This window comes from Pedobacter nyackensis (assembly GCF_900176505.1).
Classification (GTDB): Bacteria; Bacteroidota; Bacteroidia; order Sphingobacteriales; family Sphingobacteriaceae; genus Pedobacter; species Pedobacter nyackensis.
Map to the genome: position 1 here is coordinate 1 of NZ_FWYB01000028.1, position 14,792 is coordinate 14,792.

The window sequence follows — 14,792 nt, forward strand, 5'->3', positions numbered from 1 at the left end:
TCGCGATAAGTATCCAGATTCCTAAGCAACCACCTGAAGACAAATAATTTCCCGGTATTTTTTTATCTTACACTATGAGAAAGCTACTACTTTTATTTACCATTAGTCTGATGTCTTTTATTTTAAAGGCCAAGGAAGCAACGGTAAAGATTAAAGTTCTAAATGCTGGTGATCAGAAGGTGATCATCAAACATCCGATTGATGCTGCATGGTTTCCCGTTGCGGTTGATGAGCAGAGTTTAGGCGCCGACAGTACAGTTACCTATAAATTTCCCGTTAATAAAACGTCCTGGTTGCGCATCAATGGATACTTTTTCATTATTGAGCCTGGAATTACCAATATTTTGTTTGATTATGGCAAAAAGGATGCTTTAAGCTACACAGACCGCAATATGGACGGCATCATCCTATTCTCAAAACGGGATAATCAATTTTATCAGTATAAAGCAAGGGATTACTATAAAAACGATAGCAGCGCTGTTAATTTACTAAAACGTATTAAAGAAAATAAAGAAGCAGAATTAAAAGCGTATGCTGATTTATTGTCCGCCAAAAAAATCTCTTTACATTTTTATGAGGAGATGCAAAATTTTTTAAATATTGATGCGGCTATTATGGAGGCAGCTATCCCTATGCTTGTTTTAGCGAAAACCAAAAAACTAAATGCAGATTTAGACGCAATGTGGGCAAATGCATATAAAAAACATCCGTTAACAAATCTTCGGGATACTTTTCACCCGGACTTTTATATGCATGCCGACTATTACGTATACACCTATTTGCAATATTATTTAAACCTAAAGAAAGGTATTACGTTAAATATCAAAAATGAAAGTGACTATTTAAAGGCTAAATATCATGGTTTTGAAACAGCCTTTAAAGGGAAAATGCGCGAATACCTGATGGTGAGCTTTTTGTGGAATGAAATGATGCAAGATAAATTTCAGCCTGTTTTACTTGAGTTATTTAATGATTTTAAAAAACAATATCCGAAAAGTAATTTCTCAAGTCACTTACAAAGTAACGCAAAGCAGATTGAGGATTTTAATAAGAAAAAAAACGAAGATTTAAATCAAAAACAAAAAATAATTGCTGACTATGGAAGGATTAATTCCTTTGCACAGCTGCTTAACCAATTTGGAGATAAAACCGTTTTTATAGATGTTTGGGCCACCTGGTGTGGGCCATGTAAAGCAGAATTTAAGTATAGCAAAGATCTGGAGCAATTCCTCAACGCTAAAGGAATCGAAATGCTGTTCATTTCAACAGACAAAGATGAAGTGGATGAACAATGGAAAACCATGATCAAGTATTACAATTTGGAGGGCTGGCATATCAGGGCAAATAAAGCATTATTACAAGATCTAATGGATAAATTCTGGGATGGGAAAGGTTATGCCATACCTCGTTATATTTTAGTTAGCGGAGGAAAGGTTATCAATGCAAATACACTTAAACCCAGCGACAAAGAGCAGCTTTATAGCCAACTGACCACTGAGCTCAAAAAATAGTTTTTTTCGGTAATTGCCCATTCCTGATGTAAGGGCATATTTATTTTTACCTGTTTTTGGCTTATTTCTTGAATTAGTAGGTGGAATTCCTATTGCCTTGATAACATATCGTCAGGTATAGTTTTTATGTAATAAGGGTTTCTACAAAGGAGAATAATATATTATCTATTACTTGTGGATGCGGGATTTAAAGTTGCTTAACTTAGCTCTTAATCTTTATAAAATGGATATCAAATTGTTTGAAAGCAAGCGAATTCGTTCACAATGGAGAGAAACAGATCAGAAATGGTATTTTTCCATCATTGATGTAGTTGAGGTTTTGACGGAGAGCCCTAGACCAAGAAAGTATTGGAATGCCTTAAAGACCAAGTTGAGAGATGAAGGAAGTCAACTGTCCCAATTCTTGGGACAGTTAAAAATGAAAGCTGAAGATGGTAAGATGCGCAAAACAGATGTTGCCGATACGGAACAATTACTCCGTTTAATCCAATCTATCCCCTCGCCCAAGGCTGAACCATTTAAAACGTGGTTGGCAAAAGTTGGCTATGAACGTATGCAGGAAATATCTGATCCGGAACAGAGTCTGGATAGGGCTAGAGAAAATTGGCAGAAGGCTGGACGAAGTGAGAAGTGGATTCAACAGCGTATGTCTGGACAGGAGACCAGGAATAAATTAACCGATTATTGGCAGGAGCATGGAGTACAAAAAGGAGATGAGTTTGCTTTGCTGACTAATATCATTCATCAGGAATGGACGGGTATGACGGTAAAGACGCATAAAGATATAAAAGCCCTGGAAAAGCAAAACCTTCGGGACCATATGACCGAGGCAGAATTGTTGTTTACTGCACTCGCAGAATTATCGACTCGACAGATTGCAGAAAGTGACGAGGCTGAAGGTCTAAAAGAAAATGCAATTGCTTTCTGTGCTAAACCTTGATGTATCATAACCGAATTCATACTTTCCATATTGCTTAACACAACGAGTTGCTCTAATGTGGCATAATCACGGATATTGCCTTCTAAGTTACGATTCTCATTTTTCCATTGCTGAGCTGTTTTACCGAATAATGCAACATTTAGCAGATCCGCTTCATTGGCATAAATTACAGCAGACTGCTCTTTGGTCAATTCTAATGGGATAATTTTCTCTTTAATTGCATCGGTATGAATTCTGTAGTTTACTTTTGCAAGTGTACGTTGAAAATTCCAATTGAGATTTAAACGTACCATCTCATCATTTTTAAGCCTTTGAAATTCAGTAATTAGGTAAAGTTTAAATTCTGGAGAAATCCAGGACGCAAACTCAAAAGCAATGTCTTTATGCGCAAACGTACCTCCATACCTTCCTGATTTCGAAATGATTCCAATAGCGTTCGTTTTTTCGATCCATTTTTGTGGAGATAGAACAAAATAATTATGTCCAGCTTCGCTTTTAAACCTCTCGAATTCGAGAGGTTTAAAAGCAACATTGTTTAACACCTCCCAGAGTCCCAAAAAAGCAAGTGTAGTTCTACCTCTCATCCAATTATTTATTATTGAAAATGGCTCAGATCGATTTCTATATTTCGCAATATCTGTTAATGAGAAATAATCCTCGTTATTAACACTTGATACGGATATATCTATTTTTTGGACTGTTAATTTATTAGATTTGCTCATTTCAGTACCCTATTAATGGTGAATAATGTAAATCTAAACAAACCCTTATTAATAACCAAAAAGAAATAAAACAACAATATATAGAAATATTTTACACTTAAAAATGATTATCTAGTTTAATTATTAATTATCTAATTGATTTTTCAATTTATTGGAGAATGGTCTTAACCATTGCAGCAAAAAGGTAAGTCCCTTTATGCTCTTTCCTAAACACGATGTGATCTCCAGCCTTTAAATCTTTTATATAAAACGGGGGCATTATCTAAAGTGCCAGAATAATTACCATACTCATCAACTGAGTCCATTATTACTCACATTCATTCTGCACCGGGAGCCTCAGGGTCATTAGAATCAAACAAGAATATAAGTTAGGAGCTTCCCCAGGTATTAACTGATCAATTATACTATCCGAGGGTTTATAAAAAGTATACGGGGACTTCCTTTGAATTTCTACAACATTTTCTAATTCCCAACCAGGCATAAGCATTACTTTTTTAAATCAATGTTATCGAAATATCCCTGTCCATTATTTAAGCGATCTAAAAAGTCTGTAAAAAAACTACCTATTTCTACATGATACTCTTCAAGGGTAGACAATGTGCTTTACAACTGGAGCCTTATGACAAACTTTTTAAGAATGTAGATGTTACTCGACACAGTATTAATGTTATGAATTATGAAAACTAAAAAAGCAGGCAAAAAATCTAATAAAAAATCTCCTTCGGGTAAAGCTCCATATTATTTTCATTCAGATGAAGACTTTAGAGAGGATAAAGAGTGGGGCAAACCAAAATTGACTGAAACACTTAAACAGGATCCTTCTGAAAAACCTTCGCACTAAGGCGTCTCTACTCCTACTTCAGTTTAAGTGCTTCCAGATGATGTTTCTCAATAAGAGGTAAAAACTTACGGGCAAAATTGCTAACCATGTATCCGGGCCTGTGAACCTGGCGCATTGGACGCATTAACCACCACGTAATCCATGGGTTGTCGTATCACCCATAGATTCTATTTTATTAGTTGGACGGCCACATTGAACAACAAAAATTTATCCTTTAAAAAGCAATAATGGAATATCGGTATGATAAGTCATTTTTTTAGTCACACTCCGGTGAAATAGTCCTTCAAAAAAACCGTATTCCTGTGGAACAGTAATAATCAAATCCACTTCATGTTCCACTGCAAATGCTGTAATACCTTCTGCAACATCTTTGTCATGGGTAAAATGGAATTCTACTTCCCCTCCCCATTCACTCCGTAATTTTGCTTCCGCAGCTTTTACTTCGGGATTGAATTGACGTTCATCATACCTGTCTACATTTAAAATTAACAGCCTTGCATTAAATGACCGGACAAAATTCTTAATTGAGTCATAAGGTATAACCGGATCTACTTGTTTGAAATCACAAGCAAAAACTGCTTTTGAAATGCCCATAAATTTTGCATCCTCAGGTACAATCAATAAGGGTCTGTTGCCGGATTTGGCAATAGCAATAGTATTACTTCCAATTAACACTTGTTCCAAACGTGTTTTCCCCGTTAATCCCATAACCACCAACCCTATGGATTGTTCTTCACTCAATTCATTTACTGCAAAACCCAGCGGGCGTTCATCAATGTGGATATCAATTAAAGTATCTTCATCAGCTAGCAATTTTAGTTGGCTTTTCCATGCTTTCAACTGATCGTCATTTTTTTTAAATTCATGTTCATCTCTCATTGCATCTTGCAATGGAATGTCAATAGATGGAGGAATATAATCTGAATAGCAGAGTAAAATTCGGGAAGGACGTAATTGACGACTTAATGCAACAGCATACCTCGCGGCATTTAAAGCCGTATCTGAAAAATCCGTCAGTACCAGTATATTTTGTTTTGAAGTTGTCATGATATCTCATCTTTTTTTTTAACAGAAAGAGAGTGAAGCAGCAGGAAGATTGAAACCTAATAACAACTGAAGTATCAAATGGTTTGAACACGCAGAAGAGTTTATCCAAATCCTTCCTTGGCCTCAAGATCGCCTTACTAAGGTCAATACCTTTACCCAGTACCCCTTTAAAAAGATCACCTGTTTCCTTCAGGCGATCCAGGGCATTAAAAATCATAAAGTCTTTCATTGTCATTCCCGGATTTACTTCCTCCCAATCCAACGGCATAGATACTGTAGCTCCGGGCTTTGGAAAGAATTAGGTAGCCTAATACGGGGTATCATGGTTCAGAAAACCCTTAACTAATGCTTTCCACTGCGGATAGGAAAAACCAACTTTCGCACCCCAACCTACAAAAGTATTGCGGATGTTATCCAACGTATTTTCAGTATCGGTATTTGGCACCTCGTTGCGAGCATGCTCTTCGGCATAAATTGTATTGCCAATGCGCTTCACCTGGAAAGTAGAAGTCGCTTCATCGGTGAGAAAATGTGCGGTATCCTCCCCAGCTGTCAAAGGATTAGCCGATGGTCTGGCGGTCATGCTCAATACTTCAGCATTATCCAGCACCTCCGCTTTGATCTCTTCTATTGTGACCCAATCGTAGCCCTCACCAGCTTGGGTACCTGGTCCAGGAATGTCTATCTTAATGTGATCCCCACCTGTTGCCTTACGCTGTACAAGTGCTCCAGCTGCATCTGTTAAAAAAAAGTCTGACATGCCTTCGCCAGCAATTTCACTCCAGCGATTAACGTCTAGTAAACGCTCCTTCACGGTTTGAAAAAAGTGAACTGCTTCTGCTTCAGAACTTAGCACGAGCTGTTCCATGGCATTCATTGTTGATCCTGTATACTGAGAAGGTACGTTTGCTGCTCCGGGTGCATTTTGTTCATTTTTTGTGTCCATGGTTTCAATAGATTAGAAATTATGAATTTAAGGTAAGGATTAGAAGATCATCAACGGGCATTTTGTTTATATCAATCCAGTTTCCAATCCCTATACACACATCTAGCGCTTGATCGTGTCTTTCTTCACGGGGTGGATAGTGTGTTTTTCTTTTCCCTATTTGTCAGAATACTATTTGCCCACATAAAACACACATGAATCAATATTGTTCATGATTTGTCTAAATTGGCAGGTGCTAAATCATTTTAGTTCGAAGATATCTCACACTACGCAAAAGGATAGCGGTTCTGGTCTGGGGACGTAAAGTCATTTAGTAGCTAAAACCAAAGCTCAACACAGCCAGCCTTAGCAATCGCTGTACAGTTGAACTCAATTTGCAGTGTTTCCATAATTTTTTCGTTCATAGCCTGCTTCTAAAGCAGGAAAGAACCCCCATCACAGTGGTTTCTCTATTCATCTGTTTAAGTATTTGTATACCCAAAGTTTGAACTTTTGAAACCCTTGGTTTCCCATATGGGAAAAAATAGTTATTTGCCTTCACAATCTTAATATGAACATATCCCGAAATTTAGCCGGAGAATGAAGATTTCAATTCCAATATTTTGGGTAAAATACGTATTGGTTCGGCGATAATTACCTGTTTTAACCTTGTTTTAAAACTACTAATGGTGGAATTTGTTTTTTGTAAAAAGGTCCGGGATAATTTGATTTAAATACCCACTGAATACGCTTTAGACTTCCATTCCCTCCGGATAAAACTAGGACAGATTATTTAATTTTAACTACCAAGGAAGATTATGAAAGAGGTAATGGATTTTAGCAGGCAGTTATTTGCCTTTAAGGATAGTTTACACCATTTTGCATTTCTATTTACCAAAAATGAAGATGATGCAAATGATCTGGTGCAAGATACGATGCTGAAAGCGATAAGACACTCAGAAAAGTTTGAAGCTGGAACGAGTATGAGAAGGTGGCTATATATAATCCTGAAGAATACCTTTATTAATAATTACCGGAAAAATAATAAGCTAAAAAATTTTAAAGCTGAAAGTTTACAGCGGGCGGAACAAGATTTTCTGAACAATTCTTCCACTAATGATGGAGAAGGCAAATGTATACTTGAAGATATCCATAAAGTACTAGGCAAACTTCCTTATGAATATTATTATCCGTTTATAAGATATTTTGAAGGGTATAAATATCATGAAATCGCAAAGGAATTAGATATTCCTCTGGGAACAGTAAAAACCAGGATTCATTGCGCAAGGATTTTCCTGAAGCATAAGTTGAAAGTGTGTACAGCATTTAAAAAGTTTAACTGAGTTATGGTTTAAAAACAGAAGGGTCATGAAAGCAAAAAATAAAGAAGGTAAAGAAGCTAAATTCTCTAAAACCTTTAATGGAAAGTAAACCTGATGAAAAAATAAAGGAAGATGATATTCCAAAAACTGATTTAGGTAATAAAAGAGACGACGATGAAAATGAGCGCGAAAAGCTATCCAAGAAGAACAAATCATTATAAACAAAAATAATCCACTATGAAAAAATTAATCTATTCATTATCTATTTCAGTAGCTGCCTTTGCATTCCAGGGATGCAGTAATGGCACAAAAGATGCAAAAGAAACAGCGGATAGCCTAAACAAAGTCAAAGATACTACAACAGATATCATGGCTACAGGTGGAATCGCCGTAGGAGAATCCGATGCCGAATTTACGACCAAAGCAGCTGTTGGCGGAATGGCAGAAGTTGAATATGGCAAACTTGCAGTTCAAAAAACCACCAATGCTAAAATTAAAGATTTTGCCAATATGATGATTACCGACCATAGCAAAGCAAATGAAGAGCTCATGGCTATAGCCAAAATAAAAAACATCACTTTACCAGCTATTTTAGATGATGAACATCAGAAAAAAATGCATGAACTAAATGTGAAGATTGGAAATGACTTTGATAAAACCTATGTTGAGACTATGATTGATGGGCATAAGAAAAAACTCAAATTGATGCAGGATGAAGCTAAAGACGGAAAAGACGCAGAATTACGAGCCTTTGCTATGAAAACAGCCCCGATCGTACAATCACATCTGGATATGATTAACAAAATTCATGAGGGCATGAAATAATCTTTTTCATTGCTATCAATCTTATAAAATCCCGGCGCTACCCGGGATTAATTTTATTCAGCTATTCTTTCTCAAAACTATTAAAAATATATGCCAATAACTATGCAAAAATCAAAACATATTCCGAAAAGTTATGTTATATCCTAACTAAAATTTACAACGATGCAAGATCAAAATCAGATACCGGAACAAGAGAAAAAAGATACTAAACAGATGTTACTAAACACTTCATGTTCTTATAAATAAAACACCATGGGAAATCTACTTTATATAATTGCAGTCATTTTGGTAATAATTTGGGCAATAAGTTTCCTCGGAGGTTATTATACCGGAGGAATAATTCATATCCTGATCGTCATAGCTATCATAGCAATCGTTCTGGGTGTCATCCGTAGAGCAGCATAGTAAATACTGGGCGGTATACGGTGCTGCATTTACCAATTTAGTATAAGCTTATTTTAAATATATGATAAGCATGGGTTTTATCTGCACGGACTGCGACAAATGAGCCACATATATCCATATCGGTTATCAAATCCACGATCATAACTTCCAATAAATCCTTCGAGAAATGGCATGAGATGTGTTTGTCAAATTAGACAAACCAGCATAGTAGTGAGGTCATTTATTGATTGCCATTTCCAACTGGTGATATAAATTATCTCCATCACTTAGACGTTTGGCGTTGCTAACTAATATCTTGCCTGATCTATCTATAATTAAGTAGTACGGATAGGCCTGTTCGCTATCAGCAACGCCAAGTTCATTCCAAAGGTTGGCTATTTGGTCTGCGGTTTTTCGGACGTGTTCTCCTGTGATATTATTAACAAAAATAAAGTCTCGCCATACCTCATCATCTTTGTCCTCATCCCTTGCTATATATAAAAATACAATATCCTTACCTTTTAAGCGCTCTTTTAATGCAGGCACAAAAGCTATGTCTTCTATACAATGCGGGCACCAAGTGCCCCACATATCAATAAACACAATTTTACCCTTATATGGAGCCAAAAGAGCGCTTAATGATGATGTAGCCCTATAATCCGGCGTGATCTTAATATTAAGGTTACTTGCATATTGGTCTCTTGCTTTTTTTAACGGAGAAAATACTTTTTCTGATGCTTTTATGTATTCGCTGTTGGTACAGTTAGCCTTAATGAAATTAAACAATTTAGCTGCAGATTGTAACTGCCCTGACATACAAAAATTATGCAACAGGTGAGTTAGATGTTTTTCCCAGGCATATTGAGGCATCATATTTTTCAGGCGTGTCGAAAAAAGATATACCTCATTACTCCGGTCGGGATCATTTTCCAAGTCCTTGTAGGCTACACCGGTATTGTGCCTAAATACGCTGTCAGCATGTTCTTTATGCTTGTCAGTCCTATAAACATACATTGCTTTCCACAGTTTAAATTTGAAGTAATTATCTAAGTACGCATTTGCACTCATGTTGGTATTTAGCTCATCCTTTGTCGGTAAGGTAAAATATGACCAAACTGTCTCTATGAAACGAGTGTGAAAATCACTACGATTTTTTCGGTTGTTTAATCGGCTGCCTAAATTTTGGGATACCCCATTTGCATAAAAATATTTTACTTCGGCTGCAATTACTTTTTCTAAACTTAACGGCAAATGTGCCTGTTGAATTACGCGATGGGTACTGTCAAGGCCGTTTTTAATTGCCGGCAACTTCATATAGATAATGGAATCGACAGACCAGGTTGCATAGGAGTTTTTCAATTTCAGCTCTTTTATAAAAGGAAGATTACCTTCATCCTCCAGTTTAAGTTTTTGTAACAGATCGTTTTCGGCTTTAGCCTTTCCCCTAAAGCTGAACAAATTATCGGGGGCATTGGCATGAATAATAACGTGCAGAGGTCGACCGGAACTTAGTAACAACCGCTGTTTATGCCCTTTATAAATGAGCGTTATCACTTTTGGCACACTGGATATGTAGGATTCGTGAAAGTTACCGGAGGCATCTGGTTTTAAATATCGTGAATTATTTTTCCAATAATTCCCATCATAGGATTCGTTTACTTCTATAGAGTCATGCCCTGCTGCGCCGATAACAGTGCCGGTAAGTGTAAGCTGCTGTCCTAAGCATGCTGTAGTACAAACAACTAGTAATAAGATAAAGTTCAATTTTTTCATTTCAATGAAATTGTATTGTAAAGCCATGTTGATCGGGCATAGCAATTCCCGCCAGACGCATAATTGCTCCTGTTATAATTTTTTTGATGTGATGTATGCTTTTAGGTAATGTGGTAATTACCGGATTTCGAAAACAAGGCAGTAATGGAGTTTAATTGAGTGAGGACAACAAATACATAAATTAAGCGACATATCAGCAACAAGGTATCGGAGGGAATACCTACTATATTAGTTTCTGTTAAGGATAAAAAAAACGTAAGTACAAATCCAAAGCCGGTTCCGATTACAAAAAACAGGACCGCGAACTTCTTGTGTTTTGCCACTGAGCGTTTTACCAGACTTTCCTTATTAATCCGGGCCATTGTTCTTTCTTCAAAATCGCTGAAAGGCATTACCAGTTTGCTATGTTTCATCATTTCAGAAAAAAACTGGTCTGAGGGTAATTTATCAAGCATAGCCATGATTTAACGGTTTAACTTTTTTAATTTATTAAGAGCAGACAGCATGCTTTTTCTTGCCCGATGAAGAATAACCTTTGTATTAGATTCGCTCCAGCCAGTAATTTCGCATACATCTTTAATGCTTTCTTCTTCCAGATAAAAAAGCCTTAATACCACGCTTTCACGATCAGAGAGCATTTTCAGCGCTTCATTGATGTTGTGTATCTGTTCATCTTTATCAAGGCCAAACAAAATGCTTTCATCCGTTATATCCTCATTATAATCTGGTTGAAATTGCAAAAAGTCCTTTTTTTGTTTCTTCCGACGCTGAAAAGCCTCATTTAAAACTATACGGTAAAACCACGTCTTGAAGGTTGATGCAGCATTATAAGATCCCATTCCATTAAAGACTTTGACAAATGAGTCCTGAACAACTTCTTCGGCTATAAATTCATCTTTAACAATGGATACAGACAAAGAGAACGCCATGTCTTTGTACTTCTTGATAAAATACCTAAAAGCGTCTTTATCGCCCCGACAAACTTTTTCCGCATAAACGTTGTCCATAAACTATTTTCTGGCTGATAAACGGTTAGCTACGACTAAAGCTATGCCGCCACATACTCCTAAGATGCTCATCGGAACTGCATTGGATCTGCCTAAAGAATCAAACTGAACAAGAATAGCTATAACAGCCAGCCCAATACTTAAGCCAATGATTAAAATTCCTAACTTAACCATAATCGACTTTAGTCCTCCTTCTTTATTTGATTCTTCATTAGGATTCATCCCTTTTTCAATCATCAACATGCGTTCCTGATGTCGTGCCTTATGTGTAAAGAACCAGGCGAGAAAGATGCAAACGCCGAATATTACTGCTATTAATCCCAAGATTATTGTTCTGTCCATAATTTGAATTGTTGCTTGTAATCATTGGATTACTTTTTTGGTTTAAAGGTTACAATTATTTAAAAGAGTATATGTTCTTCAAATAAATGAAGTTGTTGGTTCTCCTAATTTCTATAGCAATGATTGCACTTTTTAAAATTAAAGTATTAAGGTGCCGTAAATATGCGCTACTTCGTGTCACCGGTTCGATCCCGCCTTTTACACAATCCGATTTTCAGGAAGGGTTACATGGCTATTGCGTTTGGAAATGTGGTGTTTAGATGGGTTATACAATTGATGGAGTGCCCTTTGCGTTCGGAGAGATCATTCCTCAAGAAAGCGGCTATCCAAGACTTGCCAGAATTCTTGTTGCAGAGCCATCACTCCGAAACCAGGGATTGGGAAGATATTTTATCAAATTGCTATTGAAAGAGTCTAAGCGACTCTACAATACGGATCGCGTGGAGCTTTTTACATGGGAAAAGAATCATGCGGCAATTAGGTGTTACGAGTCGGTCGGCTTCAAATTTTTACCTGAGTTATACAAAACAATGCTTCACGAAAGCGTAAGCTATAACATCCACAAGATGATTTATACTGATGTAAATAGCAAATATATGTAATAAGGGTTTCTACAAAGGAGAATAATATATTATCTATTACTTGTGGATGATATTTTTCCATCATTGATGTAATTGAGGTTTTGACGGAGAGCTCAGTTCCTAGACGGTATTGGAGTGATTTGAAAAAGAAACTTCATGCTGAGGGAAGTGAAGTGTACGAAGAAATCGTATAGTTGAAAATGAAAGCTGAAGATGGCAAGATGCGCAAAACAGATGTTTGCTGATTCGTGCAACTTCCCAGGGTTATCGATAAAAACGATAAGAGTAAAAAATGGTATTTTCTCTGTGTAACTTCCATAAGTTATGGTTTTAGTTTTTTTGTTAAAAACATTTGCGTAACTCACAAGTTACTTATATATTTGAGTAACCTCAAAGTTACTCATTATGAAAAAGATCATTAAACACCAATTTTACTTCCAACATCCACAAGAGATAGTTTGGGAATACCTGACCAAAGCTGAGCTAATGGAGCTGTGGCTCATGAAAAATGATTTTCAGCCTGTGCTAGGGCATGACTTTCAATTCAGAACCAATCCGATACCGAGTCTGGATTTTGACGGGATCTTCTATTGCAAGGTATTAGAGATCATTCCCTTTAAAAAGCTTTCTTATTCCTGGAGCAGTGGCCCTGGTGGTGGCGAGATTAACCTTGATTCTGTCGTTGTATGGCAATTGCAGCAAGCAGACAAGGGTACCGAGGTTTTCCTGGAACATAGTGGTTTCGCGAAAAAAGAGAACCTGGATTTCTACAATGGCCTAAATCATGGTTGGGTGGAAAAACTCAACAAAATCGACGAACTTTTAAATGCTTCAGTATATGGCGATACCAAGTCTTGATGCCTTCCAGGTGATCGGTGATCCAAACAGGAGAAAAATGCTGATGTTACTGTTGGAGGATAGTCTGACTATAAATAACCTGGCAGATAATTTTGACATGAGCCGTCCTGCGGTTTCAAAGCATATTAAGATATTGGAAACTGCGGGATTTATTTCTATCAAGGATATTGGCCGGGAACGGTATTGCACCTTGAAAAAAGATGGCTTTGAAGAGCTGCAAGCCTGGATCTCTTATTTCGATGAGTTCTGGGCATCTAAATTGAAAAAGCTGGAAGCGTTATTAAATAAGAGATTACCTAACTAAAAATAGGTGCATTGTTAAAACACGAAATTATGAATATAGGTATTATTGGTTCAGGCCAGATAGGAAGCTGCCTGGCAACAAAATTTGTTAAGCTGGGACATAGCGTTTCGATTGCTAACTCCCGGGGCCCGGCTTCTTTAAAGCAGCTTGCTGAGGAAACCGGAGCTGAGGCAGCTACTGTAGAAGAAGTAGTAAAAAACAAAGAATTGATTGTTGTTGCCATCCCTCAAAAGAGTATTCCGGATCTTCCAAAAAATTTGTTTAAGAATCTTCCCAAAAATGTGGTTGTCATTGATACGGGTAATTATTATCCAGACCTACGTGATGGAGTGCTGCCGGAACTTGAACAAAGCGGTATTGATAGTTTGTGGATGCAGGAGCAATTGGGTATTTCGGTGGTAAAAGTGTTTAATTCCATTTTTGCGACAAGCCTGAATGATCTGGGCAGGCCTGAAGGTGATAGAAATCGTATCGCTCTGGCTGTTTCTGGTGATGATGCCAAGGCAAAGGAAATTGTGTTTCAGCTGGTAGATGATTTAGGTTTCGACCCGCTTGATATAGGGACGATTGCTCAATCCTGGAGGCAGCAGCCGGGTTCTACCATTTATTGCAGGGATATCAATTTGGCTGAACTCAAAAAAAGGGTAGTTGCTATGGGAACAGATTGGTCCGAGATGCATGAGTTGATTATAGGGAAACATCATTCCGATCAATTGCTAATGGCGGCAGACTTTCCGGCATGGCTAAAGGGATTTCGGGAACCTTTAACGCACCTTCGCGATAAGTATCCAGATTCCTAAGCAACCACCTGAAGACAAATAATTTCCCGGTATTTTTTTATCTTACACTATGAGAAAGCTACTACTTTTATTTACCATTAGTCTGATGTCTTTTATTTTAAAGGCCAAGGAAGCAACGGTAAAGATTAAAGTTCTAAATGCTGGTGATCAGAAGGTGATCATCAAACATCCGATTGATGCTGCATGGTTTCCCGTTGCGGTTGATGAGCAGAGTTTAGGCGCCGACAGTACAGTTACCTATAAATTTCCCGTTAATAAAACGTCCTGGTTGCGCATCAATGGATACTTTTTCATTATTGAGCCTGGAATTACCAATATTTTGTTTGATTATGGCAAAAAGGATGCTTTAAGCTACACAGACCGCAATATGGACGGCATCATCCTATTCTCAAAACGGGATAATCAATTTTATCAGTATAAAGCAAGGGATTACTATAAAAACGATAGCAGCGCTGTTAATTTACTAAAACGTATTAAAGAAAATAAAGAAGCAGAATTAAAAGCGTATGCTGATTTGTTGTCCGCCAAAAAAATCTCTTTACATTTTTATGAGGAGATGCAAAATTTTTTAAATATTGATGCGGCTATTATGGAGGCAGCTATCCCTATG

Annotated in this window: 18 protein-coding genes and 2 pseudogenes; 12 read left to right on the top strand and 8 right to left on the bottom strand. The window is 37.2% G+C overall.

What is annotated here, in order from left to right:
- The first annotated feature begins 74 nt into the window (after positions 1-74).
- Positions 75-1,511: a TlpA family protein disulfide reductase gene (locus tag B9A18_RS24755; RefSeq protein WP_084292585.1), complete on the top strand. Its 1,437-nt coding sequence runs from the start codon at positions 75-77 to the stop codon at positions 1,509-1,511.
- Positions 1,512-1,734: 223 nt separating this feature from the next.
- Positions 1,735-2,451: a BRO-N domain-containing protein gene (locus B9A18_RS25505; RefSeq protein ID WP_084292612.1), complete on the top strand. Its 717-nt coding sequence runs from the start codon at positions 1,735-1,737 to the stop codon at positions 2,449-2,451.
- A gap of 311 nt (positions 2,452-2,762) precedes the next feature.
- On the opposite strand, the pseudogene B9A18_RS25510 reads toward B9A18_RS25505, so the two are convergent.
- Positions 2,763-3,173, bottom strand: a pseudogene (locus B9A18_RS25510) (KilA-N domain-containing protein); the annotation flags it as partial.
- Positions 3,174-3,849: 676 nt separating this feature from the next.
- On the opposite strand from B9A18_RS25510, the gene B9A18_RS25255 reads away from it, so the two are divergent.
- Positions 3,850-4,014: a hypothetical protein gene (locus B9A18_RS25255; protein WP_159452745.1), complete on the top strand. Its 165-nt coding sequence runs from the start codon at positions 3,850-3,852 to the stop codon at positions 4,012-4,014.
- A gap of 207 nt (positions 4,015-4,221) precedes the next feature.
- Here B9A18_RS25255 and B9A18_RS24775 read toward each other — a convergent pair whose 3' ends face one another.
- The 3 genes and pseudogenes from B9A18_RS24775 to B9A18_RS24780 form a co-directional block, all read right to left on the bottom strand.
- Positions 4,222-5,061 carry a universal stress protein gene (locus B9A18_RS24775; RefSeq protein WP_084292588.1) on the bottom strand — a complete coding sequence of 280 codons (840 nt, stop codon included), beginning with the start codon at positions 5,059-5,061 and terminating at the stop codon, positions 4,222-4,224.
- A gap of 181 nt (positions 5,062-5,242) precedes the next feature.
- A pseudogene (locus tag B9A18_RS25685) lies at positions 5,243-5,338 on the bottom strand (hypothetical protein); the annotation flags it as partial.
- A gap of 30 nt (positions 5,339-5,368) precedes the next feature.
- Positions 5,369-6,007, bottom strand: coding sequence for a hypothetical protein (locus B9A18_RS24780; RefSeq protein WP_084292590.1), 639 nt, complete (start codon positions 6,005-6,007; stop codon positions 5,369-5,371).
- Positions 6,008-6,804: 797 nt separating this feature from the next.
- Between B9A18_RS24780 and B9A18_RS24785 the strand changes: the two genes are divergently transcribed.
- From B9A18_RS24785 to B9A18_RS25075, 4 genes are all read left to right on the top strand, one after another.
- Positions 6,805-7,329, top strand: coding sequence for an RNA polymerase sigma factor (locus B9A18_RS24785; RefSeq protein ID WP_084292592.1), 525 nt, complete (start codon positions 6,805-6,807; stop codon positions 7,327-7,329).
- Between the two features lie 77 nt (positions 7,330-7,406).
- Complete coding sequence (locus tag B9A18_RS25590) at positions 7,407-7,529, top strand: hypothetical protein (protein ID WP_262497694.1); 123 nt, start codon at positions 7,407-7,409, stop codon at positions 7,527-7,529.
- A 16-nt stretch (positions 7,530-7,545) separates the two neighbouring features.
- The gene (locus B9A18_RS24790; protein WP_084292594.1) at positions 7,546-8,133 is read left to right on the top strand and encodes a DUF4142 domain-containing protein; all 588 of its coding nucleotides are present in this window, start codon (positions 7,546-7,548) and stop codon (positions 8,131-8,133) included.
- 252 nt (positions 8,134-8,385) lie between these two features.
- Positions 8,386-8,538 (top strand): lmo0937 family membrane protein, encoded by a 153-nt coding sequence (locus tag B9A18_RS25075; RefSeq protein ID WP_144009614.1) that lies wholly within the window; start codon positions 8,386-8,388, stop codon positions 8,536-8,538.
- A 216-nt stretch (positions 8,539-8,754) separates the two neighbouring features.
- Here the strand turns inward: B9A18_RS25075 and B9A18_RS24795 are convergent, their stop codons facing one another.
- From B9A18_RS24795 to B9A18_RS24810, 4 genes are all read right to left on the bottom strand, one after another.
- A complete protein-coding gene (locus B9A18_RS24795; RefSeq protein WP_159452746.1) occupies positions 8,755-10,290 on the bottom strand; it encodes a TlpA family protein disulfide reductase in 1,536 nt (511 codons plus the stop codon).
- 101 nt (positions 10,291-10,391) lie between these two features.
- Positions 10,392-10,745, bottom strand: a complete 354-nt coding sequence (locus B9A18_RS24800) for a hypothetical protein (protein WP_144009615.1) — start codon at positions 10,743-10,745, stop codon at positions 10,392-10,394.
- A gap of 9 nt (positions 10,746-10,754) precedes the next feature.
- Complete coding sequence (locus tag B9A18_RS24805) at positions 10,755-11,297, bottom strand: RNA polymerase sigma factor (RefSeq protein ID WP_084292600.1); 543 nt, start codon at positions 11,295-11,297, stop codon at positions 10,755-10,757.
- A gap of 3 nt (positions 11,298-11,300) precedes the next feature.
- A complete protein-coding gene (locus tag B9A18_RS24810) occupies positions 11,301-11,639 on the bottom strand; it encodes a DUF6249 domain-containing protein (protein ID WP_144009616.1) in 339 nt (112 codons plus the stop codon).
- A gap of 260 nt (positions 11,640-11,899) precedes the next feature.
- Here B9A18_RS24810 and B9A18_RS24815 point away from each other — a divergent pair, with 260 nt between their 5' ends.
- The 5 genes from B9A18_RS24815 to B9A18_RS24835 all read left to right on the top strand — a co-directional run.
- Positions 11,900-12,241 (top strand): GNAT family N-acetyltransferase, encoded by a 342-nt coding sequence (locus tag B9A18_RS24815; protein ID WP_084292604.1) that lies wholly within the window; start codon positions 11,900-11,902, stop codon positions 12,239-12,241.
- Positions 12,242-12,625: 384 nt separating this feature from the next.
- Positions 12,626-13,078, top strand: coding sequence for an SRPBCC family protein (locus tag B9A18_RS24820; RefSeq protein WP_084292606.1), 453 nt, complete (start codon positions 12,626-12,628; stop codon positions 13,076-13,078).
- Positions 13,059-13,382 carry an ArsR/SmtB family transcription factor gene (locus B9A18_RS24825; RefSeq protein WP_084292608.1) on the top strand — a complete coding sequence of 108 codons (324 nt, stop codon included), beginning with the start codon at positions 13,059-13,061 and terminating at the stop codon, positions 13,380-13,382. The genes B9A18_RS24820 and B9A18_RS24825 overlap by 20 nt, the downstream gene beginning before the upstream one ends.
- 29 nt (positions 13,383-13,411) lie before the next feature.
- The gene (locus B9A18_RS24830; protein ID WP_084292610.1) at positions 13,412-14,182 is read left to right on the top strand and encodes an NADPH-dependent F420 reductase; all 771 of its coding nucleotides are present in this window, start codon (positions 13,412-13,414) and stop codon (positions 14,180-14,182) included.
- A 49-nt stretch (positions 14,183-14,231) separates the two neighbouring features.
- Positions 14,232-14,792 (top strand): hypothetical protein (locus B9A18_RS24835; protein ID WP_144009617.1); only part of this gene is annotated, 561 nt, incomplete at its 3' end.